The following is a 22,911-nucleotide window of genomic DNA, read 5'->3' as shown; positions in this document are numbered from 1 at the left end:
ACGGGCGCCGTCGGGTGCGGGTGTGGCTCAGGCGGCCACGGGTGACTGGTCCGAGGCCGGCCGCTCGGCGGCGGCCGAGCGCTTCTGCAGCAGCTGGTCGAGCCCGAAGGCGCCGGAGCCGGTGAAGACCAGCAGCAGGAAGGCCCAGCAGAACATCGCCGCGCCCTCACCGCTGTTCTCGATCGGCCACAGGGCGTTCGGCTGGTGCACCTTGAAGTACGCGTAGGCCATCGCGCCCGAGGCGATGAACGCGGCGAAGCGGGTGCCCAGGCCGATCAGGACGAGGGAGCCGCCGACGAGCTCGATCGCGGCCGCGTACCAGCCGGGCCAGGTGCCCAGCTCCACGGTGCCGCCCTTGCCGTCCGCGCCGCCGAGCACTCCGAAGAGCGCGACGGCGCCGTGGCTGGTGAAGAGCAGTCCGACGACGATGCGGAACAGGCCGAGGACGTACGGCTGGGCGCTGTTGAGGCGTCCGGTCATGTGGGGGGTACTCCTACGGTCGTGCCGGTCCCTGGGGGGACCGGTCGGGGGACGGAACCGAGCGAGCACCCCACGGTAGGTCGGACTATTCGATGCTTACAAGTTCAACATTTGGCCATGGCTTTGCTTCCGTTTGGCGTTCCGTTCCTGCTGTAGTCGCACGTAGGGCCGCTCTCGCCACCGCGTCGGCGTCCGAAAGCATGACCGAATCCACACCCGGACGCGCGCCCGCCGCGGTGACCCAGTGCACACCCTCCGTCGGCACCCCGAACGCGAACCTCCTTGTGTGCGCGTGCCCTTGACGGTCAATCAGGCGATATGGGCGGGGTGTCACGTCCAGCCCGCCGGTCTCGTAACCGTCGACCGAGTGCGGCCGGCACTGTCCGGTCTTCAGCAGCCGGGCGAGAAGTCCGTCGGCCGTGCGCCGCAGATCCGGTTCCGGAAGCCGTGCCTCTATGAGCGTCGTCACGCGTACGCCGGACCCGTGGACCTCGGGCGAGTGCGCCACCCAGGCCCCGTCCTCCGCCCGGACCTCCAGGCGTGGCCCGAGCACCTCCACCACACCCGCCTCCACCAGCGCCACCAGCTCCTCGATCCGGCGCCGGGGCGGGCCGATGGACAGGAAGGCGTTGAGCGGGGTGTACCAGCGGTCGAGGTGGTCCCGACGGGAGGCGCCGGCGATACCGCCGTGGTCGACGGTCAGCCGGAGTTCGTTGCGCAGGTCGCGCAGCACGTCGAGGGCTGCCTTGAGCGGGCCGTCCGCGTTGCCGAGGGCGGCCTGTGCGGCGTCCTCGCGCAGATGCGCCAGCAGCCACTCGCGCCACCGCCCGGGGTGGGTGAAGCCGCGCCCCGTGTACGGGCGGGAGATCCGGTCCCAGCTCCAGCGGTCGGCGTCCGGGACGCCGAACTCGTCGAGGATCAGCGCCTCTCGGGGATCGCGGTGGGGGACGGCGAGGAAGCGGTCGGCGAGGTCCGGTCGCCGTACGAGCGCCGCGTAGTAGACCGTCTCCACCTCCTTCGCCACCAACGGCCATATCTCGGCGAGGAAGTCGGGCGCCTCACCCGAGTCGGCACGCTTGCGGAAGCCCGCTATGACCTCCGGCGTCAGGACGAGCGGGGTGTGACGGCCGTAGGGCCCCTTCGCGTTGTCGCCACGGGCCTGGTAGGGGACGCCGCGCCGGGACCCGGCGTACAGACGGGGCTCGCGGCCGGAGGGGACGTACCGCAGCCCACGCCGATCGCGCTCGAAACGGCCGCCGCGGCCGGTCGTCAACAGGGCCGTGTGATCGAAGAAGTTGAGGCCGAGACCGCGCAACAGCACCGGTTCGCCCGGAGAGACGGGGGAGAGGTCGACGTCGGCCGGGTTGGCGGGCGGGACGTGAAGCAGGCCGTGGGTCTCGGGGTACGACGAGACGGTCCGCTGCGCCGCGTCGGGGACGGCCGGCAGATGGCCCTGGGCGAGGACGACGGCGGACAGGCCGGTCAGTTCACGGCCGTCGTCGAGGGTGAGGACCTGACGGCCGTCGGGGGCGTCGTCGAGCCGTAGCGCACGGGCCGGGTGCGTCCGTATCCGGACACCGGGCGGCGCCTCGCGCACCGTACGGGCGAACACCCACTCCAGATAACGGCCGTAGTGGGCGCGGGTCGGATACTCGTCCGGGCCCAGCTCGCCGGCCGCCCACTCGTGCAGGCTGGGGCCGGGGCGGACGGGTCCGGAGCAGTCGACGCTCTCGTCGGTGAACAGGGTCACCTGACAGGCCACGGTGTTCATCAGGAGGTCCGCCGGCTGTGCGGTGCGCCAGACGCGGCCGGCGCCGGGCGGTGCCGGGTCGACCACGTGGACGGTGAGCCGGGCGCCGGGCGGGAGCAGTTCCGGCGCGGAGGCGCAGAGGCGTTCCAGGACGCTGGTCCCGCGTGGTCCGGCGCCGACCACGGCGACGGAGACGGGCACGCAGGCCGTGGTCGGTGCGGACAAAACGGGGACTCCCGGGCGTGTGGGGGCGCTTGGCAGCAGACCGTCCATCGGAAGCGGACGGTCCGCCTCATCATGCCTGCCGCGCGCCGGCCGGGCGTCAGGTACCCCGGACTACGCGTTGCCGGTGGCGATGGAGAGCCACGGTGTCCAGGTCGAACAGTTCTCCCAGCCGATGTCGTCGGAGTAGTCGCGCAGACACACCTTGATTCTGACCTTGTAGTCCTCGTCGAAGTTGTAGTTGCACTGCTCCCGGCCGCTGAACGCGCCGCCGGTGGCCTTGCACTCCCCGTCGCGGCCGTAGTTGGTCTCCCAGCGGGTGACCACGCTCTTGCTGTCCTCCCCGATGTCGTTCGCCATGATCCAGTCGCCCTCGGCCTGGAAGGCGCCCTCACCCGCGTTGTCGGAGGTGTACGCGTGCTGCGGCCAGCCGGACGGGTACCAGGTGCCGGCGTGCGCCGGTGCGGCCATCAGGGCGATGCCCGCGCCGGCGGCGGCGAACGAGATGCTGATCTTCTTCAACAAGGCTTGTCCTTCGAGCAGTTGGGCCGTAGGTGGGGGCCCAAGGTCGAGTGAGCATATGTTCGACTGCGCGCCTGCTGAAGATGCAATTGTGCCCAACTCGCCCTTCTCAAGACTCACTTGTGCACTGTGCGGTCACTTCTCGCTCAGCACCGACTCCGACACCACGGCCAGCCGCGCCTTCCCGCCCCGCGCGGCTCGCGCCTGCTCCAGCCGCAGTCCTGCCGAACGCCCGCGCAGGGTCAGCGTCATGAGCTGGTTGCCGAACCAGGGGCCGCCCGTCCGCCGCCAGTCCACCGACGGCTGCGGACAGGCACCGTGTCCGGCGAACCGGCGCCCGAGAAAGCGGCCCACCGCGCTCCACCCGAAGCGGAAGCCGAGCTGTATCGACAGCGGTATCGAGTTGTGGACGGGGGAGCAGGTCAACTGCAGCACCCGCGCGTCGGGCCCGCTCCCCTCCGGCCACCTCGGCTCGGCGATGTAGGCGTGATGGACGTCGCCCGACAGCACGCACACCGTCGCCGGCGCGTCAGGGCCCGACCCCGCCTCCGCGATGAGCTCCACCAGCGCCTCGAAGGACGCCGGGAACGCCGCCCAGTGCTCCAGGTCCGCCCGCCGCCGCAGAGCCTCCCCGAACCGGGCCCAGCGCGCCCCGCGTTCGCCCCGGCAGAGCGCCGCGTTCCACGCCTCGGCGTCGTGCACCAGATGCGGCAGCAGCCAGGGCAGCGAGGTCCCGATCAGGAGATGGTCGTACGACCCCGGCCCGTCCAGCACCTGCTCGCGCACCCATCGCGCCTCACCGGGGTCGAGCATCGACCGGTTCTCCTCGTCGAGGACCCGTGCCGCCCGGCTGTCGACCATCACGAGCCGCACACGCCCGAAGTCCCGCCGGTAACTCCAGCGCACGGAGGCCGGGTCGACGTCGGCCCTGCAGGCGAAGGCACGCAACTCGTCGGTGCCGTCCGGGGTTTCGCGTACGGCGGCGTAGAGCGGGTCGGAGTCGAGCTCCGCCGGGGACAGGTTCCCGAGGTGCTGATGCACCCAGTACGACATCAGCCCGCTCAGCACCCGCTCCCGCCACCACGGGGTGGCCCGCATGTCCTCCACCCAGGCGGCGGAGGTGTTCCAGTCATCGATCACGTCGTGATCGTCGAAGATCATGCAACTGGGCACGGTGGACAGCAGCCACCGGATCTCGGGATCGAGCCAGGACTCGTAGTAGAGGTGGGTGTACTCCTCGTAGTCCGCGACCTCGCTGCCCGGCGGATCGCTCAGATCCCGGCGCGCGGCGAGCCAGCGGCGGGTCGCGGGGGAGGTCTCGTCGGCGTAGACCTGATCACCCAACAGCAGCAGCACGTCCGGCCGTTCACGGTCCGGGTCGGTCGCGATCCGGGCCGCCAGGGTGTCCAGGGCGTCGATGCCGACGGGGTCCGGCTCGCCGTGGGGCGGGGCGGCCCAGCGGCAGGACCCGAAGGCGACGCGGACGGTGTCGCCGTCGGCCGGCGTGCGGATGACGGAGTCCGGGAACGGGGAGTCGGGCAGCGGCCACACCCGCACTCCGTCGAGCAGCACCTCGTACGACGACGAGGTCCCCGGTGTCAGACCGGTGACCGGAACCAGGGCGTAGTGATGGCCTGAGACCTGAAAGGTCTGGGTCTCACCGCCCGCCCCGCCCGCGCAGCGCACCTCGGCGGCGCACGGACGGCTCGCCTCGACCCATACGGTCGCGGACGAGCCGTCGGCGTACCTGAGCAGCGGTCCCAACCGAAGTTCGGCCACGTGATCCTCCTCCGTCGTCCCGTACGGTACGGAACGACGGAGGCCGACGGGGAGGTTCCGTCACCGAATCGTCAGCAGTTGGCCAGGTAGCTGGTGAGCGCGCTCTTCTCCGCGGAGTCCACGGACAGGTCGTAGTAGTACTTCACCTGGACCCAGGCGCGGACGTAGGTGCAGCGGTACGAGGTGACCGACGGCATCCACTCGGCCGGGTCCTGGTCGCTCTTGGCCTGGTTGACGTTGTCCGTGACGGCGATGAGCTGCGGACGGGTCAGGTCGTTGGCGAAGTTCTGGCGCTGGGTGGAGGTCCAGCTGTCGGCGCCGGAGTCCCAGGCCTCGGCCAGCGGTACCAGGTGGTCGATGTCGAGGTCGGAGGCGGCGGTCCAGGTGGCGCCGTCGTAGGGGGAGTACCAGGTGCCGCTGGTGGCGGCGCAGGCGGAGCTGGTGACGACGTTCGTACCGTCCCGCTTCAGGACCGTCTCACGGGTGTTGCAGGTGCCGGAGATGGTGATCCAGTGGTTGAACAGGTCGCGGTCGTAGCCGGTGCGGTCCTCCGTCGCCACGGTGAGGGAGGCGAGGTAGGTGCGGGCGGTGGCGGCGCTGACCGGGGTGGGGAGGGCGGCGGAGGCGGTCGGACCGTTGAAAAGTCCGACCGAGGCTATGAGACCGGTGAGCGCCGCGAGTATGCTGAGCCGTCGACGCGCGTAGAACTTCGCCATGCGAACTCCCTTTGAGGGGTGGGGGTGTTGGAGCGCGAGCGAGGGAACTCTCGCGGCTCCGCGTTGCGGGGAGGTATGCGTTGGGTTAGAAGTTAGTGACGCGTACATGACACGACAAGGTTTACGGCGAAACGATCTCGTATGATTGACGGAGTTGAAGGGGAGTAGCTCTTCGCCGGACCGTCGACATACTGCTCAGCTCGTCTGAGCCGGCGCCCGGAGGCAGGTCATCCGTGACCGGCCGGCGAGACCTTCGGCCAGTAGTGCACTGACTGTGTGCTGCCGTGCCGAGGTGTCGTGTCGCAGTAACACTCTCGGTGGGGCAGCCCCGACCGATTGAGGAACCTTGATCAGCTTCACCGTGACGGCCGTCGTCTTCGGCGTCGTCTTCCTCGCAGAGTTGCCGGACAAGACCGCGCTGGCGGGTCTGGTCCTGGGCACCCGCTATCGCGCGTCGTACGTCTTCGCGGGCGTCGCGGCGGCCTTCGCCCTCCATGTGGCGCTGGCCGTGGCGGCGGGCAGCGTGCTCACGCTGTTGCCGCAGCAGATCGTGCACGCGATCACGGGCGTGCTCTTCCTGGGCGGTGCCGCGGTGCTGCTGATGAAGAAGGACGAGGACGAGGACGAGATCCGGCGCCCGGAGAACCAGTCCTTCTGGAAGGTCGCGGGAGCCGGCTTCATGCTCATCCTGGTCGCGGAGTTCGGCGACTTGACGCAGATCATGACGGCGAATCTGGCCGCCCGCTACGACGATCCGCTCTCCGTCGGTCTCGGTGCGGTGCTCGCGCTCTGGGCGGTGGCCGGGTTGGGCATCGTCGGTGGAAAGGCGCTGATGAAGCGGGTGCCGTTGCGGTTGATCACGAAGGTGGCGGCGCTGCTGATGCTGGGGCTCGGGCTGTGGAGTCTGTGGGAGGCGGTCACCGGGTGAGCTGAACGGTGGGTGAACAGTTTCGGGATGCGCTGGCGCAAAGCGGGTCTGGTTTTGTACCGTAGAGAAACAAAGTGGCTCCCCGCCCGTTCTCCCTGACCGGCGGGTGGGGGCCGCCTTGTCCCTCCGGGTCACCCCCGGTCCCCGTGCCTTGGAGCTGCCGATGACGGCCACCGCCGTGCCCACCGTGCTGACCGCCCGCGCCCTCCTGCTCGACATGGACGGCACCCTTGTGAACTCCGATGTCGTCGTCGAGCGCTGCTGGCGGCGGTGGGCGTCGCGGCACGGGCTGGACGGCGACGAGGTCATGAAGGTCGTCCATGGGCGGCAGGGGTACGCGTCGATGGCGTTGCTGCTGCCGGATCGGCCGATGGAGCAGAACCACGCGGACAACGCGGTGATGCTCGCCGAGGAGACGGCGGACATGGAGGGCGTGGTGGAGATACCGGGGGCGTCGGAGTTTCTGGCGTCCCTGCGTGGTGTGCCGCATGCGCTGGTGACGTCGGCGGATGTCGCCCTCTCCACGGCGCGGATGGCTGCGGCCGGTCTGCGACTGCCGGACATCCGGATCACCGCCGAGTCCGTGGGCGCGAGCAAGCCGGATCCGGAGGGCTTTCTGAAGGGGGCCGCGGAACTGGGGCTGGCGCCCGAGGACTGTGTCGTCTTCGAGGACTCCGGGGCGGGGATCGCCGCGGGGCGCGCTGCCGGGATGCGTGTGGTCGGGGTCGGGGCGCGGGCCGACTTCTACGACCCGGACGTGGTCGTCCGCGACCTGACCCAGGTCCGTGTGGAGCCCGCGGTGGACGGGACGATACGGCTGTACGTCCGCTAGGCCGGTGCCTGGGCTGGTCTGGGGCCTTTTTCGCCCCCGCCGCCCTTACCCGTTCCCATCCTCCAGGGGCTGCCGCCCCTTCGACCCCGCTCCCAGGGGGCTCCGCCCCCTGGACCCCATCGGCCCGAAGGGCCTCGTCCGCAAACGTCGGACGGGCTGAAAGACGCGGGCCGGCCGGCCCCTAGAGCCGTCTCCTGCGACCCCAGGCGGGGCACCGCCCGCACTCGCGCAACGGCGAGCAGGGGACGTACCGGGGGGTGTCCGCCCGCAGCGTCGGGCGACCGACCAACCGCACTGCCCCGGTACACAGCACCGCCCGACCGAGGACGGACACCCCCGGTGCGGCACCGACCCCCGACGAACCGTCAGGCGCGACGCGCGCCCCCCACCGGACCGTCAGGGGCCGCCACAGGCATCCCACCCACTCGTCGTCAGACGCTCACGGCTCCTGTGTCTCCGACTCCAGTAGCTCCCGCGTCGCCAGGTCGTACACCCCGTACTCGGCCGCCTGGATTCCCCGTGCCCACTGGTACCGGGTCACCGCGTCCTCGACGCCCTCGTTGTAGTGGCCGCTCGCCTTGCGGGTGTAGAGGTCCAGTTGGGTGAGGCGGAGTTCCAGTTCGGTGACCTCGTCGCCCTGGGAGCCGCGGCGTAGCACCGGGGGCGTGCTTTCGCGGGCGTCGGAGGAGTCGTCGGCTGTGGTTGAGGCGGCGGCGGAGGTTGTGGGGGAGGCCGTGGGGGCCGTTGAGCGGGACGGGGTCGGGGAGGCGCTTGTCGGGGACGGGGACGGCGGCGGTGACGGGCTGGTGGAGGCCGGCGGCGCCGGGAGCGCCTTGGTGGGGCGGGGGGCCGTCGTGGTGGGGGACTGGGACGCCGCTCCCGTTGTCGGTGGCGCGTCCGGGACGCTCGCCCGTACCTCCTCCGGCAACGCTCCGTTCCGGGTGGGCGTGTCGTACGAGAACAGTCCGCTCGCCAGCCCGGCCGCCGCGATCACCCCGACGAGCCCGCCCGCCGCGCTCAGCAGGACCGTGCGGCGGGGGCGGTGGCGCGGTTCGTCGTCGAAGTCGGTGGGGTCGGCGTCCGCGCCTTCCCGTCCCGCCCCCTCGAACAGGCTCAGGTCCCTCGTGGTGGGCGCCGGGCCCGGCACGGGACGCAACTGCATCGTCACGTCGGCCGCCCCGGGTGCCGCTCCGGTCGCGGACCCGGCCGCCGCCTCCCCCTCCAGCTCCACGTAGGGACGTATGCGCAGCGGGTCAAAGTCCTCCGCCGCGGCCGCCTCCGCCGTACGCGCGTCGCGCAGGGCGTCGGACGCCCGTTGCGTGCACCCGCACGACGGCGTGTTGTCGGTCCCTCTCGGTGCCCCGCACTCCGGGCACAGATGGCCATTCGATTCCGCCATGTGTTCGTCCCTCCCCTCGCGAACTCCAGAGATTATGCAGACCCCCTCCACACTCCCGACCCATAAGCCCCCGGAATGCCGGATTCCACCAGGACTCAACAGGCCATAAACGGTCACACCGACCACGATGGAGATGTAACGAGACCGTCGGGAGGTCTTCATGGCCGCGGATGCGGACGGTATGACGGGGGATGTGCGAGACCCTCGAGACGGAGCAGGGGACCAAGCCGGGGACGGAACACCCGGCCAGACGCCCGGCGCGGTACGAGGCCAGGCGCAGGACTCCCACGTGTCCGGCAACGTCCTCGTCTCGATCGGCGCCCTGCTCCTCGGCATGCTGCTCGCCGCCCTGGACCAGACCATCGTCTCCACCGCGCTGCCCACCATCGTCAGCGACCTCGGGGGCCTGGAGCACCTGTCATGGGTGGTCACCGCGTATCTGCTCGCCTCGACCGCCGCGACCCCGCTGTGGGGCAAGCTCGGCGACCAGTACGGCCGGAAGAAGCTGTTCCAGACCGCGATCGTGATCTTCCTGATCGGCTCGGCGCTGTGCGGCATGGCGCAGAACATGCCGCAGCTGATCGGGTTCCGGGCGTTGCAGGGGCTCGGCGGCGGTGGGCTCATGGTGCTGTCGATGGCGATCGTCGGCGACATCGTCTCGCCGCGCGAACGCGGGCGGTACCAGGGACTGTTCGGCGCGGTCTTCGGGGCGACCAGTGTCCTCGGCCCGCTCCTCGGCGGGCTGTTCACCGAACACCTCAGCTGGCGCTGGGTCTTCTACATCAACCTCCCCGTAGGCGTCGTGGCCCTCGCCGTCATCGCCACCGCGCTGCGCATCCCGCGCAAGGCGACGCAGCACGTCATCGACTACCTCGGCACCTTCCTCATCGCCTCCGTCGCGACCTGCCTGGTCCTGGTGGCGTCCCTCGGCGGCACCACCTGGGGCTGGGGCTCGCCGCAGATCGTCGGCCTGGCGGTGCTCGGCGTCGTACTCGCCGTGGTGTTCGTCGCCGTGGAACGGAGAGCGGCCGAACCCGTCCTCCCGCTCAAGCTCTTCCGCATCCGCACGTTCACGCTCTCCGCGGTCATCAGCTTCATCGTGGGCTTCGCGATGTTCGGCGCGATGACGTACCTGCCGACGTTCCTCCAGGTCGTGCAGGGCGTCAGCCCGACCATGTCCGGTGTGCACATGCTGCCGATGGTGGCCGGAATGCTGCTGTCGTCGACGGCGTCCGGGCAGATCGTCAGCCGTACCGGACGCTGGAAGGTGTTCCCGGTCGCGGGTACCGGTGTCACCACCATCGGTCTGCTCCTGCTCCACCGACTGGACGAGAACAGCTCGACCGGGGAGATGAGCACGTACTTCTTCGTGTTCGGTCTGGGCCTGGGCCTGGTGATGCAGGTACTGGTGCTCATCGTGCAGAACGCGGTCTCGTACGAGGATCTGGGCGTCGCCACCTCCGGCGCGACCTTCTTCCGGTCCATCGGGGCCTCCTTCGGCGTCGCCATCTTCGGCACGGTCTTCGCGAACCGCCTCGGCGACAAGCTCACCGCGGCCTTCCGCGGCGCCGAACTCCCGCCGGGCGCCTCGGTGGACGCGCTGGAGTCCGATCCGCGGGGCATCACGGAGCTGCCGGGCGCGCTCCAGCCGCCCGCGGTGCACGCATACGCCTCGTCCATCACCGACGTCTTCCTGTACGCCGCGCCGGTCGCGCTCGTCGGCTTCGTGCTGGCCTGGTTCCTCAAGGAGGACCGGCTGCGTGGCTCGGTCACAGCGCCGGACCTCACCGAGACGCTCGCCAGCAATCCGGTGGAGCGGTCGTCGTACGACGAGGTGTGCCGGGCGCTGTCGGTGCTCGGTACGCGGGAGGGGCGGCGGGAGATCTACCGGACGATCACCGAACGGGCGGGGTACGACCTGCTGCCGGGCGCGAGCTGGCTGCTGCTGCGGATCAAGAAGTACGGCTGGACGGAGCCGTCCCTCCTCGCCGAACGCAGCTCCGTTCCGCTGCACGTCATCATGGCCGCCGCCCGCCAGGTCGAGGAACGGAGCCTGGCCCGCCGCGACGGCCTCGACCTCGTCCTGACCGACACCGGCCACGAGGTCGCCGACCGCCTCGCCCAGGCCCGTGAGGAGTCCCTGGCGGAGCTCCTCGGCGACTGGTGGGGCCCGGACCGCCCCACGGACCTGGACCGCCTCGTGAAGGACCTCAACGCCGAACTCTGCGGATCGGACCGCGAACAACCCCACAACGGCTCGACGAAGCACCTCGGTTGACCCCTTCACGACCGTCAGCCTCGTGACGAACCCACGCGGCCGGCCTCCGGCGGTCTGCGCGGGTGAGCGGCACGGCTCCCCACCGCCTCTTGGCGATCCCTCTCGTTCGGTCTCCGGCGGCCCGTGCGGCCGAGTGACGGGCCATGGAGCGCCACGGGGGTTCGCGGGCCGGACGGCCCCCTACAGCCTCTTGGTGAACCAGTGCTCCGCGTACTGGTCGTCGTTGTGCGGTTCGGTCTCCTCGTAGCCGAGGCGCGCGTACAGTGCACGGGCCTCGGTGAGGTCGTTGCGGGTGTCGAGGATCAGGCGGGTGGCGCCCAGGTCGCGGGCGGTGGTCTCGGCGGCGCGGACGAGGAGTGGGCCGCCGCCCTTGCCGCGGAGTTCCTCGCGGACGTAGACCCGCTTCAGCTCGGCGGTGTCGACGTCCAGGAGGCATACGCCCGCGGTGCCGGCGGGCTCACCGTCGTACCGGGCCACCAGCAGCCGCCCCTTCGGCGGGGTGAGTGCGGACCAGTCCGCGCGGGTGACCTCCCGCTCCAGCTCCTCCGGCTCGGTGCGCCGCCCCTCGTGCAGGAGGTAGTAGCGGTCGCTGACCTCCGTGTAGTACGCCCGCCAGAGCGCGGCGGCGACGGGGGAGTCGTAGGGCTCGGGGGCCACGGTCCAGGAAGTCATGCGGCCCATTCTCGGGATGTGCGCCAGGCCGACCGCAAGCGAATATGCGTGGCCTCCGGCGAGTCCAGCACCTGCGTCTTGCGCCACTCGACGAGCTGGTCGGGGAGGCCGTCGAAGAGCCGGCGGCCGTTGCCGAGGAACACGGGGACGATGTGCAGCCACAGCTCGTCGAGCAGCCCTGCCCGGATGAACTGCTGCACCAGGTCGGCACCGCCCGCTTCCCGGGCCGGCTTCAGGGCGCGCTCGGGGCCTTCCGTGACGAAGTGGAAGGTGGTGCCGCCCTCCTTCACGAGGGACTCCCGCGGATGGTGGGTGACGACGTGGACCGGCATGCCGAAGGGCGGGTCGTCGCCCCACGCGATCTCGCCGGTGATGTACATGCCGTGCCCCATCACCACCGCGCCCGGCCGTTCCACCCTCCCCCGCTGCCTGAATGGCGTGGGGACCCCCATCGCGAGCAGCTCGTCCTCGGGCCGGCCCGTCCCGCCCTTCGTCCCCTGCATACGGCGGAAGGTGCGCAGCCCGTGAATTCACCGGCGCAGCCGCTCCCCGTCGATGCCCAGCGGATGCTCGCGTCCCGAGTCGGGACCCGCGAGGTGTCCGTCGAGCGACACGGACAGCTGTGCCATGACCTCACCCATGACGACCTCCTCGATTTCCTCTGTGCCCCGCGTCGATCGGGCCCCTGGCGGATCGACACGTCGGCGCGGCGGACAACGGGCTGGTTTGAGGTGTCCGCGCATGGCTACCCGGTAGCCATGTCAACAGGCCTGATCATCGCTCTGATCGTGATCGTTGTGGCCGTCATTGCCGTGGCGGCCGTTTTTGCCCGGCGTGCCCGGGGGCCGCAGCGCGGCCGGAGTCTGAAGCGGCGCTTCGGCCCCGAGTACGACCGGGCCGTGTCCCGGCACGACGGGGACCCACAGGCAGCCGAGCGGGAGCTCGCCGAACGTGTCGAGAGGCACGGTTCGTTGCGCGAGCGGCCGCTGGAGCCGGCGCAGCGCCAGCAGTACGAGGCCCGCTGGACGGCCGCCCAGGAGCGCTTCGTCGAGTCGCCGCGGGAGGCCGTGGCCGAGGCGGACCAGCTGCTCGCCGACCTCGCCGGAGCCAAGGGGTTCCCGGACGGCGGGCAGTACGACGAGCAGCTCGCCGCACTGTCCGTGCACCACGCGGACCATGTGCACGGCTACCGGCGTGTGCACCACGCCGCCCATCCGCGCGGGGGTGAGGCACAGGACGGCGGCCGGGACGGCACCGAGGAGATGCGCGAGGCCATGGTCGAGGCCCGGGCCCTGTTCGAGGACCTGGTGGGCCACGACGGCCGGCACCGGGAGCCGTCCCGGACGGCCGAGCGGGGGGAGAACACACCCGAGCACGAGCAGTACGAGGAGTCCGACGGCGGGAGCCGGCCCGCCCGTACCGACAGCCGCGGCCATCTGCCGTGGGCATCCACCCGGCGTCACGCGAAGGGGAGTTGAGTGACATGACGGACGCGACGACCGGCCAGGGCGCCGACGGCGCACGGCGCGGCGAGAACCAGGGCGCCGACGGCGCACGGCGCGGCGAGAAGATGACAGGCGGCCCGGCAGGACGTGCCTACGGGACGGACGGCCGGCCGAAGGGCCCCCAGGGCGAGGGGAACGCTCCCCTCGTGGCGGGCCACGACACGCGCGACACCTCCGGTACCGAGCGGCGCGACACCTCCGGCACCGAGCGGACCGCGAAGGGCGATGGCTCGGGGTCAGGTTCGGCGTCACCGCTCGTCGCCGGTCCCGCCGGCCACGAGGCGGCGGCCAAGGGCCAGGAGTCAGCGGCCAAGGGTCAGGAGTCAGCGGCCAAGGGCGAGGGTTCCCACCGCAGCCGGCTGCTCCCGCACGACGAGTGCGACAAGCTCTCGCTGCGGCTCCAGCACGCGGTCGCCGGGTTCGTCGACGAGCCCCGGAACGCCGTCGAGGAGGCCGACCACGTGATGGAGGAGGTCGCCTCCCGTGTCACGGACGCCATGACGCAGCGCCGCCGCACCCTGCGCACGTCCTGGCAGGACGGCGAGGACAAGCACGCGGACGCCGGTGACACCGAGCAGCTCCGCCTCGCCCTGCGCGACTACCGCGAGCTGGCGGACCGGCTACTGCACCTCTGACCCACCCGCCGCCGCGCGGCGTTCCCGCCACTGCCGTACGACGTCCTCGACGTCGTACGGCTTTTTTCCGAGCGGAGGGCCGGGCGGCGGCCTGAACATCATCTCGCGGATCTTGACGTTGACGTCCGTGATCAGCTTCCGGACGATCCGCTCCGAGGGTGCCGCGAACGCGGCGGCGAGGGTGTCCTCGGCCTCCCTGCGCAGGGCCAGTGCGGGCGGCAGCACGGCGAGACCCTCGCGGGCCATCTTGCGCCTGATCCACCAGAGTTCGTCGTACGGGGTGTCGAGATCGGCGGGCAGGGGCTCGCCCACGCCGGGGAGTCGGTCGAAGTCGCCGCGGCCCTGCGCGTCTTGGATCTGCTTGTCGACCCAGGACTCGAACGGGACGCCGGGTGGCTTTCGCTCGGTCATGAGTCCATTGTGCCGGACGCGGAATGGCCGGGCGATTTATCATGCGGCCGCTGTGCAAGCACAATTGCACAGGGACATTTCAGCAACTGCACAAGGGAGCGCACGTGCTCGAACTCACCATGGCCGCCGTAGCCGCGGCGGAGGAGGGTGCCACGGCCGGCATGCAGATGGCCGACGCGCCCAGTGATCCGGGCGCCGTGCTGCGAGTGGGCCGGGACAAGTCCGTGTGCCGCCTCTCGACGCCCGACGACTGGCTGTTCGTCTCCCGGGTCCATCTGGAGTTCCTGTGCGGCCCCGAGGGCGGCTGGCAGGTCACCTGGCTCCAGGGCTCGCAGCCCGAACCGTCCTCCGAGGTGCACCTGGTGGTCGGCCAGTACGCGCAGCCGCTCGTCTACGGCGGGACCATCCCGCTGCCCAGGGGCGGCAACGGCGAGATCGTCATCCGGGACCGCACCGCCCCCCGTACCGTCAACGTGGGTTTCTACCACGAGGCTTGATCTTCACGGGCCCCGCAGCGGGGCTACGCCAGCACCCGCGCCAGCGCGAAGCCGTCGTAGCCCTTGCTGCCCACCGTCTGGATCGCCGTGCCGCTCAACCTCGGGTGGGAGCCGATCAGTTCGATCGCGGCCCGGGTCCCGGTGACGTCCGGGGCCGTGCTGCCGGAGTCGGCGACGCGGCCCCCGCGTACGACGTTGTCGACGATGATCAGGCTGCCCGGGCGGGTCAGCTCGAGGGCCCACTCCAGGTAGTGCGGGTTGTTGTCCTTGTCGGCGTCGACGAAGACGAGGTCGAAGGGGGCCGGAGCCTCGTCGGCCAGCCGGGGCAGCGACTCCAGGGCCGGGCCGACGCGGATCTCGACGAGCTTGTCGAGGCCGGCCCGCGCGATGTTGCGGGTCGCGACCTCGGCGTGCCGGGGGCTGTACTCCAGCGAGACCAGCCGGCCGTCGGCGGGCAGCGCGCGGGCGAGCCAGATGGTGCTGTAGCCGCCGAGGGTGCCGATCTCCAGGATGTTCCGGGCGCCCTGGATCTGGGCGAACAGCTGGAGGAGCTTGCCCTGCGGGGCGGTGACGGCGGCCTGCGGGAGTGCGGCCGCCTCGCTGTCGCGCACGGCGGCGGCCAACGCGTCGTCGTCGGGCGTGAGATGGGCGGTGAAGTAGTCGTCGACGTCGTCCCAGATCTTCGACTCGCTCATGCGACCTGTGCCTTTCGTATCGCTAGTTGACCGGCCGGGGTGGGTGCAGCGGCTTCGGTGGGATCACCGGGCGCCGGGAGCGCCGTACGGCGAGCAGGACCGCGGCCGTGACGACCAGCGCGAGAGAGCCGACGACCGTCAGCAGCCATGCCGGGACCCCGGCCACCTTGCGCAGCCGGTCCTCGTAGATCACCTGCTGGAACGCGGTGTCGGACGCCGTCCGGCGCAGCACGTGGTCGCCGTCGATCAGGGCCGGGGTCGGGAACTCCTGGCCCACGGCGGTCAGGAACGGTGTGCCCTGCGCGAGCTCGGCGAGCGGGCCGGACTTCGCGGTCACCCGGCCGGCGAAGGTGACCCGGGGCCGCTCCCCACCGATCCCGGAGGCGGGCTCCATGCGGTGCGGGGCCAGGACGTACAGACCCAGCGACTGCGGGGTCCGCGCGAGGCGGGACAGCCGCATCGGGTAGACCGGCTTGTCGGCGGAGAAGGTGAGGTGGAGCGGGTCCAGGGCGCCGCGCAGGGCGGTGCCGGAGGTCTCGGGGGCCAGTCGCACCGCCACGTACTCCCAGCGGTCCTGGACGTAGGGCTCGAGTGCGGTGCTGAGGCGGGGCGGGAGGGCGAAGCCGTTGGAGTTCAGCCAGCTGCCCAGCGCGTTCGGGTCGGTGGCGGTCAGCCGGGCCACGTCGAAGGGGCCGAGCTTCTGGCGGCCGACCACGCCCACGGGCGGCTCGGCGCCGACCCCGGCGCCCGGTGGTGGCGCACCGGTCTCGGGGCCGCCGTCGCCGGAGACGAGCGGCCAGTCGCCGTCCTGGGGCCAGAAGTGATAGCGCGTGCGGTGCACGGGCGCGGTCGCCGCGTCCAACTCGTCGAAGAGGGCCGGATCGCCGAGCTTGACGGTCGCCCTACGGGGTACCGGCATGACCCAGGCGGCCCGGTCGCTGTCGCCTTCCACCGTCAACCGCATCACGATCTGTTCCTGGGTGCCGTCCCAGCGCACGACGGACACCTCGCGCGACACGCCGACCCGCCGGGCGGTGTCCGGGATCAGGGCGCCGCAGCCGCACGCGTAGGCCGGGGCGACGAGCGAGCCGATCTGGGTGGCGAGTAATGCCAGAACGACCGAGAGCACGCGCCGACGCGCCCGCCCTCGTAGGAAACCGACCATTTCCCCAGACCCCTCCGCCGTACCGTCGACGGCTTCAGACGGTAGTACGGCGGGAGCATACGGTTCCGTTCCGTCCCGCGCCGTAAGTGATCCACGTCGCGCCCGGCAGAGCGGAGCGACCGGCCGCGGACTATCGTCATTCGGACAAAAGCAGTACGGACGTCAGGTGAGGCGGGGGCAGCCTGCGTCTCTCTCCGGGGGTGATGCGAGCCTTGATTAAGGTTCGCAAAGCAGCCCTCACGCATCCAATGCGTGGGAAAACGGGGCGGGAGGCCTACGAGGCGTGGCGAATGCGGAACACAGCGGAGCGACGGACGCCGAGACGGTGAGGGCACGCCTGCGCGTGGCCCGCCTGGGACTGTGGCTGATCGCCGCGATACTCGCTGTCCGGCAGGTGGCCGTCGTCCTGAGCACCCCCGACGGCGAGCGGCTGACCGATCTGGAGACCTGGGTCGGCCCGGACGGCGTCCTGCATGTGAAGGGCTCGCTGTACGACTCGACCCTGTTCACCGGTACCCCTTTCGGGGGGCTTGTTCTGAAGCCGTTGACACGTGCCGCCGAGCAGGCTCTCGGCTGGGGCTGGACCTTCGGCACGCTGCTCCTGGTCGTCGCCCTCGGCCTCGTCGCCGCGCGGGCGCTTCCTCATCCGGTGAACAGACGTACGTCGCTGCTGGCCGCGCCGGTCGCGATCAGCCTGCTGATGCTGTCGCTGCCGGTCCGGAACACGCTGTATCTGGGACAGACGAGCATCATGCCGGTGCTCCTGGTGCTGGTCGGCTGCTTCGTCGTCCGAGGACAACGAGCGGGCGGCGTACTGATCGGCGTGGCCGCGGCGCTCCAGCCGACGGTGCTGCTGTTCGCGCCGCTGCTGTGGTTCACGGGCCGGCGCCGGGCCGGGCTGTCGGCCGGCGTGACGTTCGCCGCGTGCACGGCGCTCGCGTGGCTGGCGATGCCGCACGACTCGTACACCTACTGGGTCCACCACGTGGCGGGCACGGGGCTCGGCGGCGCGGCGGACGGCCTCGCCAACCAGTCGCTGCACGGCGCGCTGCTGAGGGCGGGCCTGTCCGGGCCGCTGGAGATCGCGCTGTTCCTCGTGCTCGGCGCGGCGGTGGCGGTGCTGGCCCTGCGCCGGGCGGTGCGCTACGCCCACGACGGGCAGTTGCTGCTCGCGGTCGCGATCACGGGCTGCGCGGCGATCCTGATCTCGCCGACGACCTGGCAGCACCAGTTGCTGTGGGTGCTGCTCGCGGTGGTCGGGCGGGTCGGGAAGCGGGCGTCGGACCGGTATGTGTGGCCGGTGGCGGTGGTGCTGGTGATGACGCTGCCGACGAAGATGATGCTGCCGAACATGGCGTCGCTGTACCCCTTGCGCGACAACATCGTGCTGCTGGCGGCCCTCGCGGCGGCGACCGTGATCCCGTTCCTGTCCCGCACCTCGCCGCACTACCGAACCCCGATTCCCGCGGAGTACGCCGAGCCGGTCCCGACCCGCTTCAGGCGGGTGCCGCTGCTGCCGTTCCTGAAGCGGGTGCTGACCCGCCCGAACCTGCTCCTCGAACTCCTGCTGATCCGGGTGACGTACGCGGCCTACCAGAAGGTGCGGCTGGCGGCGACGGGCGGCAGCAACTCGGAGGGCCGGGCGCGGGCGGAAGCCCACGGGCAGCAGATCCTCGATCTGGAGCGCTGGCTGCACCTCGACATCGAGCACTGGGCCAACCACGCGGTGGTCGAGGTCGCTTGGCTGCGCGACTTCTTCGACTTCTACTACACGTCCTTCCACTTCGTGGTGCCGCTGTCGGTGCTGGCGGTCCTGTACTGGCGCCGCCCGGTGGACTACCGCTGGGCCCGCGCCTCACTGGGCTTCGCGACGCTGCTGGCCCTGGTCGGCTTCTGGCTCTACCCGTTGGCCCCGCCCCGGCTCATGCCGTCGCTGGGCATCATCGACACGGTCCACGGCGTCCAGGACTTCTCCAAGCCGGACTACGGCACCCTGACCGCCCTGACGAACCAGTACGCCGCGATGCCGTCCCTGCACTTCGGCTGGTCGCTGTGGTGCGGTCTGGTCATCGCGATCGTCGCCCCGAAGTGGTGGCTGAAGTCCCTGGGCCTGCTGCACCCGCTGTTCACGGTGACGGCGATCGTGGCGACGGGCAACCACTGGGTCCTGGACGCGGTGGGCGGCGCGCTGGTGGTGGGCGGCGGCTTCGGGCTGGCTTATCTGTTCCAGGGGCCGCGGGCGCGTACGACGGTGGCGGTGGCGGTGGGCGCCAAGGAGGAACCCGTGGCGGCGGGCCTCGGGGGAGGCAGGAGCGGGGCGTAGGGATGGGGGTGCTCCCTGCCTCCCCCGGGTCTTTGGACGGGCCGACGGCGCCGGGAAGCCGTCGGCCCGAGTAGGGGTTGGCGCGGTCAGCCCACGCTCACCTGGAGTTCCTTCACGCCGTTGATCCACGCGGAGCGCAGTCGGCGGGGGTCGCCGGTCAGATGGAGGCCGGGCATGGCGTCGGCTATGGCGTTGAAGATCAGGTTGATCTCCATGACGGCCAGGGACTTGCCGAGGCAGAAGTGCGGGCCGCCGCCTCCGAAACCGAGGTGGGGGTTGGGGTCGCGGGTGATGTCGAAGGAGTCCGGGTTCTCGAAGACGTCCGGGTCGTGGTTGGCCGAGGCGTAGAAGATGCCCACCCGGTCGCCCTGCTTGATCTTCTTGCCGCCCAGCTCCGTGTCCTGCGTGGCCGTGCGCTGGAAGCTGACCACCGGGGTCGCCCAGCGGACGATCTCCTCCGCGGTCGTCGCCGGGCGTTCGCGCTTGAACAGCTCCCACTGGTCGGGGTGGGTCAGGAAGGCGTGCATGCCGTGGCTGATCGCGTTGCGGGTGGTCTCGTTGCCCGCGACCGCCAGCGCGAGGACGAACATGCCGAACTCGTCCGAGCCCAGGTTGCCTTCGTCCTCCGCCGCCACCAGCGTGGTCACGATGTCCTTCGCCGGGCACTTCTTGCGGTCGGCGGCCATGTTCATGGCGTAGGCGATGACCTCCATCGCCGCCTCCTGGCCGACCTCCTCGGTGATCGCGTACTCGGGATCGTCGTACGAGATCATCCGGTTCGACCACTCGAAGATCTTGAGGCGGTCCTCCTGCGGGATGCCGATCAGCTCGGCGATGGCCTGGAGGGGGAGTTCGCAGGCGACCTGGGTGACGAAGTCGAAGGAGCCCTCCTGGGCGAGGGCGCCCTGGACGATGCCCTGGGCCCGGGCGCGCAGGGTGTCCTCCAACGCCCGGATCGAGCGCGGGGTGAAGCCGCGCTGGACGATCTGGCGGACACGGGTGTGCTCCGGCGGGTCCATGTTGAGGATGATGAGCCGCTGGGCGTCGATGGCGTCGCGCTCGATGCGCTCGTTGAAGCGGATGATCGCCGTGTTGAGCATGGACGAGAACAACTCGGGGTGCGTGGAGACGAACTTGACGTCCTCGTGGCGGGTGACGGCCCAGTAGCCCTCGTCCTGGAAACCGGCGACATTGTCCGACTGGGCGATCCAGTGGACCGGTTCCGTCCGGCGCAGTTCGGCGAACTCCGGTAGTGGTACGCGCTGTTGCAGCATGTCGGGGTCGGTGAGGTCGAACCCGTCGGGGAGCGCTGGACAGGTCATGGGCAGCTCCAGCCGTGTTCCGGCAGTCTTCTGACGGTCCATCAGTTCGTGTCGTGAACGTAGTAACCGGTTCTAGAAGTAGCAAGAGGCGTGCACGACTCTTGCGGGGACGGACTCGGTGTCAGCAGACTGCCTGTGGAACTAGAACACGTACTAGTTCCGCGTGGCGGGCCGGGCCGGGACGCCCCCGCGCCGCGCGGGTACGGAGGAGAGGAACTCCCCATGGCCGCGGAACCCGTGATCGTCGAAGCCGTACGCACCCCCATCGGCAGGCGCGGCGGCGCGCTCGCCAACCTCCACCCCGCCTACCTGCTGGGCGAGACCTACCGTGAACTCCTCGGCCGCACCGGCATCCCCGCCGACTGCGTCGAGCAGATCGTCGGCGGCACGGTGACCCACGCCGGCGAACAGTCCATGAACCCCGCGCGCACGGCCTGGCTGACGATGGGTCTGCCGTACGAGACGGCGGCGACGACCGTCGACTGTCAGTGCGGCTCCTCGCAGCAGGCCTCGCACATGACGGCGAACCTCATCGCGGCGGGCGTCATCGACGTCGGCATCTCCTGCGGCGTCGAGGCGATGTCACGGGTGCCGCTCGGGTCGGGGTCCAAGCACGGGCCGGGGAAGCCGTTCCCCGACGAGTGGAACGTCGACCTTCCCAACCAGTTCGAGGCGGCGGAACGGATCGCCCGCCATCGGGGCCTGACGAGGGAGAACGTCGACTCGCTGGGCCTCATCTCGCAGGAGCGGGCCGCTGTCGCCTGGAGCGAGGAGCGCTTCAAGCGCGAGACGTTCGCCGTGCAGGTACCGACGACGGAGGACGAGCAGCACGCCGGGCAGGGCATGTGGCGGCTGGTGGACCGGGACGAAGGGCTGCGCGACACCTCCATGGAGGCACTGGCGGGCCTGAAGTCCGTCATGCCCACCGCCATCCACACGGCGGGCAACTCGTCCCAGATCAGCGACGGCGCGGCGGCGATCATGTGGGCCTCGAAGCGGATGGCGCGGGCGCTGAAGCTGCGTCCGCGCGCCCGGATCGTCGCCCAGGCGCTGGTCGGCGCCGACCCGCACTTCCACCTCGACGGACCGATCGACGCGACCAAGGCGGTGCTCGGGAAGGCCGGGATGTCCCTCAAGGACATCGACCTCGTCGAGATCAACGAGGCCTTCGCGTCCGTGGTGTTGAGCTGGGCGCAGGTCTTCGAGCAGGACCTGGAGAAGGTGAACGTCAACGGCGGCGCGATCGCGCTCGGGCACCCGGTGGGCGCGACCGGGGCCCGGCTCATCGCCAGCGCGCTTCATGAACTGGAGCGTGTGGACAAGGAGTTCGCGCTGGTGACGATGTGTGCGGGGGGTGGCCTCGCCACCGGCACGATCATCCAGCGGATATAGGCTCGACAGAGGTTGACGTGGCCTGATCAACTTGCCCGATGTTTCTCAACCTCATCCTCCGCGTCCTGCCCTTCTACCTCCGCGAACCGCTGGTCATCGGCATCTGCCTCACCATGGCCGGCGCGTGCTTCTACTGGTTCGTCCAGGTAGGGGGCTTGGGCAGGGGCGGCTTCGGGCTGCTGTTCCTGGCGATCGCCGTCCTGCGTGCGTATCTCTTCCGCAAGGAGTGGAGAGCGCACCAGGCGGCGAAGGCGGGGGGTGTGGTCAGACCGCAGGTGTAGCGCCGCTCCAGGAGACGAAGTGGTGGAAGGCGGCGGGGGTGATGGTGAGGATCGGTCCCGTCGGGTTCTTCGAGTCGCGGATGGCGATGGTGGGGGGTGCTTCGGCGATCTCTACGCAGTTGCCGCCCTGGTCGCTGCTGTGCGTGGACTTGCGCCAGGCGAGCTGGCCGGACGGCGCGCATTCAATGCAGTTGCCGCCTTGGTCGCCGCTGTAGCTGGACTTACGCCAGTTGCTGATCTCCATAGCGTTCCTCCATCACACGCCGGATCATTGCCACCGACTCTTTGAGGGAGAGTGCGGCAGCCTGCAGATGATCGTAACGGAGTGTGCAGTCATTGACCGTGTCCGGATTCGCGGTCGGATGCGCGCTGTTGTAGCCCTCGGTGTAGACGATGGTCGGGTCGCTGGCGAAACGGTAGACGTCGAACGAGCCTTGCATGCCTGCGTGAGCTCCGGCCGTGAACGGCAGGATTTGGATGTTGATCCGGGGGTTGGTCTCGAAAGCCAACAGGTCGGCCAGTTGGCTCCGCATGGTGTCTGGGCCGCCCATGTTCTGGTAGAGCGCGGACTCGCTCAGCACCGCCCAGAAGACGGGCGGCTTCTCCTTCTCGAAGATACGCCGACGTGCGAGCCGCACAGCGGTGCGGTCGTCGAGGTTGGTGGCGTCCAGCGCGCTGAGCACGGCGCGGGCGTAGCCCTTGGTCTGAAGGAGGCCGTGGATCATGTGCGTTTCGAAGGAGTAGATCTCGATGGCCCGCGCCTGAAGTTCGGCCACCTGCTGGAACCAGGCCGGGAGTTGGCTCCGCAGCACCAGGTCGACGAGCCGGGACAACAACCCGTCTGTCCCCAGCGCCACATCCACCCGCTCGCTGAACTCCGGAGTCGGCACCTTCCTCGCCGTCTCGATCTGCCCCACCAGTGACGCGGTGTAATTGACGATGTCCCCGAGCTGCTTCTGCGTCAGCCCTGCCGCCTCCCGCAGTCGCCGCAACTCGAAGCCGTAGTAGTCGAGCGGCGAGGCCCCCGGGTCGAGGGCGTTGATGTGCGTCACGAACTGCCCCCACTGCAGAGCTGGTTGTGTTCGGCCTGTAGCCCAGCGTAGTCGC

23 protein-coding genes are annotated in these 22,911 nt (G+C 70.5%); 9 read left to right on the top strand and 14 right to left on the bottom strand.

What is annotated here, in order from left to right; translation table 11 throughout:
* Nucleotides 1–27: 27 nt before the first annotated feature.
* From ACWD3I_RS10180 to ACWD3I_RS10160, 5 genes are all read right to left on the bottom strand, one after another.
* Nucleotides 28–480, bottom strand: coding sequence for a DoxX family protein (locus tag ACWD3I_RS10180; RefSeq protein ID WP_365398296.1), 453 nt, complete (start codon nucleotides 478–480; stop codon nucleotides 28–30).
* A gap of 85 nt (nucleotides 481–565) precedes the next feature.
* A complete protein-coding gene (locus tag ACWD3I_RS10175) occupies nucleotides 566–2,503 on the bottom strand; it encodes an FAD/NAD(P)-binding protein (protein ID WP_451084063.1) in 1,938 nt (645 codons plus the stop codon).
* 63 nt (nucleotides 2,504–2,566) lie between these two features.
* Entirely contained in the window at nucleotides 2,567–2,974 is a 408-nt protein-coding gene (locus ACWD3I_RS10170; protein ID WP_365398290.1) for a hypothetical protein, read from the bottom strand.
* A 135-nt stretch (nucleotides 2,975–3,109) separates the two neighbouring features.
* Nucleotides 3,110–4,753: an alkaline phosphatase D family protein gene (locus ACWD3I_RS10165; protein WP_365398288.1), complete on the bottom strand. Its 1,644-nt coding sequence runs from the start codon at nucleotides 4,751–4,753 to the stop codon at nucleotides 3,110–3,112.
* Nucleotides 4,754–4,824: 71 nt separating this feature from the next.
* The gene (locus ACWD3I_RS10160) at nucleotides 4,825–5,469 is read right to left on the bottom strand and encodes an HNH endonuclease family protein (protein WP_365398285.1); all 645 of its coding nucleotides are present in this window, start codon (nucleotides 5,467–5,469) and stop codon (nucleotides 4,825–4,827) included.
* Nucleotides 5,470–5,815: 346 nt separating this feature from the next.
* Between ACWD3I_RS10160 and ACWD3I_RS10155 the strand changes: the two genes are divergently transcribed.
* Both ACWD3I_RS10155 and ACWD3I_RS10150 read left to right on the top strand, forming a co-directional pair.
* Nucleotides 5,816–6,397 carry a TMEM165/GDT1 family protein gene (locus tag ACWD3I_RS10155; protein ID WP_365398282.1) on the top strand — a complete coding sequence of 194 codons (582 nt, stop codon included), beginning with the start codon at nucleotides 5,816–5,818 and terminating at the stop codon, nucleotides 6,395–6,397.
* A 163-nt stretch (nucleotides 6,398–6,560) separates the two neighbouring features.
* The gene (locus ACWD3I_RS10150) at nucleotides 6,561–7,229 is read left to right on the top strand and encodes an HAD-IA family hydrolase (RefSeq protein WP_365398279.1); all 669 of its coding nucleotides are present in this window, start codon (nucleotides 6,561–6,563) and stop codon (nucleotides 7,227–7,229) included.
* Nucleotides 7,230–7,668: 439 nt separating this feature from the next.
* Here ACWD3I_RS10150 and ACWD3I_RS10145 read toward each other — a convergent pair whose 3' ends face one another.
* Nucleotides 7,669–8,628 carry a peptidoglycan-binding domain-containing protein gene (locus tag ACWD3I_RS10145; RefSeq protein WP_365398276.1) on the bottom strand — a complete coding sequence of 320 codons (960 nt, stop codon included), beginning with the start codon at nucleotides 8,626–8,628 and terminating at the stop codon, nucleotides 7,669–7,671.
* Between the two features lie 160 nt (nucleotides 8,629–8,788).
* Between ACWD3I_RS10145 and ACWD3I_RS10140 the strand changes: the two genes are divergently transcribed.
* Nucleotides 8,789–10,906, top strand: a complete 2,118-nt coding sequence (locus ACWD3I_RS10140; protein WP_365398273.1) for an MDR family MFS transporter — start codon at nucleotides 8,789–8,791, stop codon at nucleotides 10,904–10,906.
* Between the two features lie 180 nt (nucleotides 10,907–11,086).
* On the opposite strand, the gene ACWD3I_RS10135 is transcribed toward ACWD3I_RS10140, so the two are convergent.
* Both ACWD3I_RS10135 and ACWD3I_RS10130 read right to left on the bottom strand, forming a co-directional pair.
* The gene (locus tag ACWD3I_RS10135; RefSeq protein WP_451084062.1) at nucleotides 11,087–11,578 is read right to left on the bottom strand and encodes a GNAT family N-acetyltransferase; all 492 of its coding nucleotides are present in this window, start codon (nucleotides 11,576–11,578) and stop codon (nucleotides 11,087–11,089) included.
* The gene (locus ACWD3I_RS10130) at nucleotides 11,575–12,081 is read right to left on the bottom strand and encodes a dihydrofolate reductase family protein (RefSeq protein ID WP_365398267.1); all 507 of its coding nucleotides are present in this window, start codon (nucleotides 12,079–12,081) and stop codon (nucleotides 11,575–11,577) included. The genes ACWD3I_RS10135 and ACWD3I_RS10130 overlap by 4 nt, the downstream gene beginning before the upstream one ends.
* 255 nt (nucleotides 12,082–12,336) lie before the next feature.
* Here ACWD3I_RS10130 and ACWD3I_RS10125 point away from each other — a divergent pair, with 255 nt between their 5' ends.
* Nucleotides 12,337–13,056, top strand: coding sequence for a hypothetical protein (locus ACWD3I_RS10125; protein ID WP_365398264.1), 720 nt, complete (start codon nucleotides 12,337–12,339; stop codon nucleotides 13,054–13,056).
* 5 nt (nucleotides 13,057–13,061) lie between these two features.
* Nucleotides 13,062–13,718 carry a hypothetical protein gene (locus tag ACWD3I_RS10120; protein WP_365398260.1) on the top strand — a complete coding sequence of 219 codons (657 nt, stop codon included), beginning with the start codon at nucleotides 13,062–13,064 and terminating at the stop codon, nucleotides 13,716–13,718.
* On the opposite strand, the gene ACWD3I_RS10115 is transcribed toward ACWD3I_RS10120, so the two are convergent.
* Complete coding sequence (locus ACWD3I_RS10115; RefSeq protein WP_365398257.1) at nucleotides 13,704–14,129, bottom strand: DnaJ family domain-containing protein; 426 nt, start codon at nucleotides 14,127–14,129, stop codon at nucleotides 13,704–13,706. The two genes, ACWD3I_RS10120 and ACWD3I_RS10115, sit on opposite strands and share 15 nt — an antisense overlap.
* Before the next feature lie 104 nt (nucleotides 14,130–14,233).
* On the opposite strand from ACWD3I_RS10115, the gene ACWD3I_RS10110 reads away from it, so the two are divergent.
* Nucleotides 14,234–14,626, top strand: a complete 393-nt coding sequence (locus tag ACWD3I_RS10110) for a hypothetical protein (RefSeq protein ID WP_365398254.1) — start codon at nucleotides 14,234–14,236, stop codon at nucleotides 14,624–14,626.
* 23 nt (nucleotides 14,627–14,649) lie between these two features.
* On the opposite strand, the gene ACWD3I_RS10105 is transcribed toward ACWD3I_RS10110, so the two are convergent.
* Both ACWD3I_RS10105 and ACWD3I_RS10100 read right to left on the bottom strand, forming a co-directional pair.
* Nucleotides 14,650–15,321, bottom strand: coding sequence for an O-methyltransferase (locus ACWD3I_RS10105; protein ID WP_365398251.1), 672 nt, complete (start codon nucleotides 15,319–15,321; stop codon nucleotides 14,650–14,652).
* A gap of 22 nt (nucleotides 15,322–15,343) precedes the next feature.
* Nucleotides 15,344–16,486, bottom strand: coding sequence for a DUF2330 domain-containing protein (locus ACWD3I_RS10100; RefSeq protein WP_365398248.1), 1,143 nt, complete (start codon nucleotides 16,484–16,486; stop codon nucleotides 15,344–15,346).
* Nucleotides 16,487–16,769: 283 nt separating this feature from the next.
* On the opposite strand from ACWD3I_RS10100, the gene ACWD3I_RS10095 reads away from it, so the two are divergent.
* Nucleotides 16,770–18,809 carry a bifunctional glycosyltransferase 87/phosphatase PAP2 family protein gene (locus ACWD3I_RS10095; protein WP_365398245.1) on the top strand — a complete coding sequence of 680 codons (2,040 nt, stop codon included), beginning with the start codon at nucleotides 16,770–16,772 and terminating at the stop codon, nucleotides 18,807–18,809.
* Between the two features lie 86 nt (nucleotides 18,810–18,895).
* On the opposite strand, the gene ACWD3I_RS10090 is transcribed toward ACWD3I_RS10095, so the two are convergent.
* Nucleotides 18,896–20,131 carry a cytochrome P450 gene (locus ACWD3I_RS10090; protein WP_365398242.1) on the bottom strand — a complete coding sequence of 412 codons (1,236 nt, stop codon included), beginning with the start codon at nucleotides 20,129–20,131 and terminating at the stop codon, nucleotides 18,896–18,898.
* Nucleotides 20,132–20,353: 222 nt separating this feature from the next.
* Between ACWD3I_RS10090 and ACWD3I_RS10085 the strand changes: the two genes are divergently transcribed.
* Nucleotides 20,354–21,523 (top strand): steroid 3-ketoacyl-CoA thiolase, encoded by a 1,170-nt coding sequence (locus ACWD3I_RS10085; protein WP_365398238.1) that lies wholly within the window; start codon nucleotides 20,354–20,356, stop codon nucleotides 21,521–21,523.
* 38 nt (nucleotides 21,524–21,561) lie between these two features.
* The gene (locus ACWD3I_RS10080) at nucleotides 21,562–21,804 is read left to right on the top strand and encodes a hypothetical protein (RefSeq protein ID WP_046263443.1); all 243 of its coding nucleotides are present in this window, start codon (nucleotides 21,562–21,564) and stop codon (nucleotides 21,802–21,804) included.
* Here the strand turns inward: ACWD3I_RS10080 and ACWD3I_RS10075 are convergent.
* Both ACWD3I_RS10075 and ACWD3I_RS10070 read right to left on the bottom strand, forming a co-directional pair.
* Nucleotides 21,788–22,048, bottom strand: a complete 261-nt coding sequence (locus ACWD3I_RS10075; protein ID WP_365398235.1) for a DUF397 domain-containing protein — start codon at nucleotides 22,046–22,048, stop codon at nucleotides 21,788–21,790. The genes ACWD3I_RS10080 and ACWD3I_RS10075 overlap by 17 nt on opposite strands.
* Nucleotides 22,026–22,856, bottom strand: a complete 831-nt coding sequence (locus ACWD3I_RS10070; RefSeq protein WP_365398232.1) for a helix-turn-helix domain-containing protein — start codon at nucleotides 22,854–22,856, stop codon at nucleotides 22,026–22,028. The genes ACWD3I_RS10075 and ACWD3I_RS10070 overlap by 23 nt, the downstream gene beginning before the upstream one ends.
* Between the last annotated feature and the right edge of the window lie 55 nt (nucleotides 22,857–22,911).

The sequence above is a fragment of the Streptomyces sp. NPDC002817 genome, assembly GCF_053592055.1.
Note: the sequence above shows the minus strand (reverse complement) of the source record. Positions and strands in the feature narration are given on the sequence as shown.

Coding starts and splice junctions, on each gene's coding strand:
- ACWD3I_RS10180 (WP_365398296.1), bottom strand. CDS start 480: ATGACCGGACGCCTCAACAGCGCCCAGCCGTACGTCCTCGGCCTGTTC.
- ACWD3I_RS10175 (WP_451084063.1), bottom strand. CDS start 2,503: ATGGACGGTCTGCTGCCAAGCGCCCCCACACGCCCGGGAGTCCCCGTT.
- ACWD3I_RS10160 (WP_365398285.1), bottom strand. CDS start 5,469: ATGGCGAAGTTCTACGCGCGTCGACGGCTCAGCATACTCGCGGCGCTC.
- ACWD3I_RS10150 (WP_365398279.1), top strand. CDS start 6,561: ATGACGGCCACCGCCGTGCCCACCGTGCTGACCGCCCGCGCCCTCCTG.
- ACWD3I_RS10145 (WP_365398276.1), bottom strand. CDS start 8,628: ATGGCGGAATCGAATGGCCATCTGTGCCCGGAGTGCGGGGCACCGAGA.
- ACWD3I_RS10140 (WP_365398273.1), top strand. CDS start 8,789: ATGGCCGCGGATGCGGACGGTATGACGGGGGATGTGCGAGACCCTCGA.
- ACWD3I_RS10135 (WP_451084062.1), bottom strand. CDS start 11,578: ATGACTTCCTGGACCGTGGCCCCCGAGCCCTACGACTCCCCCGTCGCC.
- ACWD3I_RS10130 (WP_365398267.1), bottom strand. CDS start 12,081: ATGCAGGGGACGAAGGGCGGGACGGGCCGGCCCGAGGACGAGCTGCTC.
- ACWD3I_RS10125 (WP_365398264.1), top strand. CDS start 12,337: ATGTCAACAGGCCTGATCATCGCTCTGATCGTGATCGTTGTGGCCGTC.
- ACWD3I_RS10120 (WP_365398260.1), top strand. CDS start 13,062: ATGACGGACGCGACGACCGGCCAGGGCGCCGACGGCGCACGGCGCGGC.
- ACWD3I_RS10115 (WP_365398257.1), bottom strand. CDS start 14,129: ATGACCGAGCGAAAGCCACCCGGCGTCCCGTTCGAGTCCTGGGTCGAC.
- ACWD3I_RS10105 (WP_365398251.1), bottom strand. CDS start 15,321: ATGAGCGAGTCGAAGATCTGGGACGACGTCGACGACTACTTCACCGCC.
- ACWD3I_RS10100 (WP_365398248.1), bottom strand. CDS start 16,486: ATGGTCGGTTTCCTACGAGGGCGGGCGCGTCGGCGCGTGCTCTCGGTC.
- ACWD3I_RS10090 (WP_365398242.1), bottom strand. CDS start 20,131: ATGACCTGTCCAGCGCTCCCCGACGGGTTCGACCTCACCGACCCCGAC.
- ACWD3I_RS10085 (WP_365398238.1), top strand. CDS start 20,354: ATGGCCGCGGAACCCGTGATCGTCGAAGCCGTACGCACCCCCATCGGC.
- ACWD3I_RS10080 (WP_046263443.1), top strand. CDS start 21,562: ATGTTTCTCAACCTCATCCTCCGCGTCCTGCCCTTCTACCTCCGCGAA.
- ACWD3I_RS10075 (WP_365398235.1), bottom strand. CDS start 22,048: ATGGAGATCAGCAACTGGCGTAAGTCCAGCTACAGCGGCGACCAAGGC.